Source organism: Microvirga medicaginis, from assembly GCF_052658925.1.
Map to the genome: position 1 here is coordinate 1 of NZ_JBQWEL010000062.1, position 821 is coordinate 821.

The 821-nt window shown below is 66.6% G+C and carries 1 protein-coding gene; it reads right to left on the bottom strand.

What is annotated here, in order from left to right:
* Positions 1-821: NAD-dependent epimerase/dehydratase family protein (locus tag ACUXUR_RS26760; RefSeq protein ID WP_445505383.1), on the bottom strand; the 821-nt coding region annotated here is incomplete at both ends.

An 821-nucleotide genomic window follows, 5' to 3' on the forward strand; every position in this document is an offset into this window, starting at 1 on the left:
TCGATCAGGGCGATGAGATGGTTCACCTCCTCCGGGCGGTCGTTGCCGATGTTGTAGACCCGGTGCGGCGCGGCACTCGTGGCCGGGTCGGGATGTTCCGCATCCCAGCCCGGATTGGCGGCCGGCGCCTTCTCCACCAGCCGCACGATGCCCTCGACGATGTCGTCGACATAGGTGAAGTCGCGCCAGACCTTGCCGGCATTGGCCACCTCGATCGGCCGGCCCTCGGCAATGGCCTGGGTGAACTTGTAGACCGCCATGTCCGGCCGGCCCCAGGGGCCGTAGACGGTGAAGAAGCGCAGGCCCGTGCCCGGCAGGCCGAAGAGGGCGGCATAGGCATGCGCCATCATCTCGTTGGCCTTCTTGGTCGCGGCATAGAGGCTGATCGGGTGCTCGGTGCCGTCATGCTCGGAAAACGGCAGCTTGCGGTTGGCGCCGTAGACCGAGCTCGACGAGGCATAGACGAGGTGCCGGATCTGGGCCTGGCGGCAGGCCTCGAGCAGGGTCATGAAGCCCATCAGATTGGACGCGGCATAGGGCTGCGGGTCGACGAAGCGCACGCCGGGCTGGGCGGCGAGATGGATCACGCGCTCGAACCGGTGGCGCCCGAAGAGATCGCGCGTGGCCTGCGGGTCGGCAAGGTCGAGGCGCTCGCCCACGAAGCTGTTGCGCGGCGTGAGGCGGGCGAAACGGGCTTCTTTGAGGGCAACATCGTAATAGGGCGTGAAGCTGTCCACCCCCACCACCTGATAACCCAGCGCCAACAGCCGCTCGCATACATGATAGCCAATGAAACCGGCCGCTCCGGTCACCAGAATGGG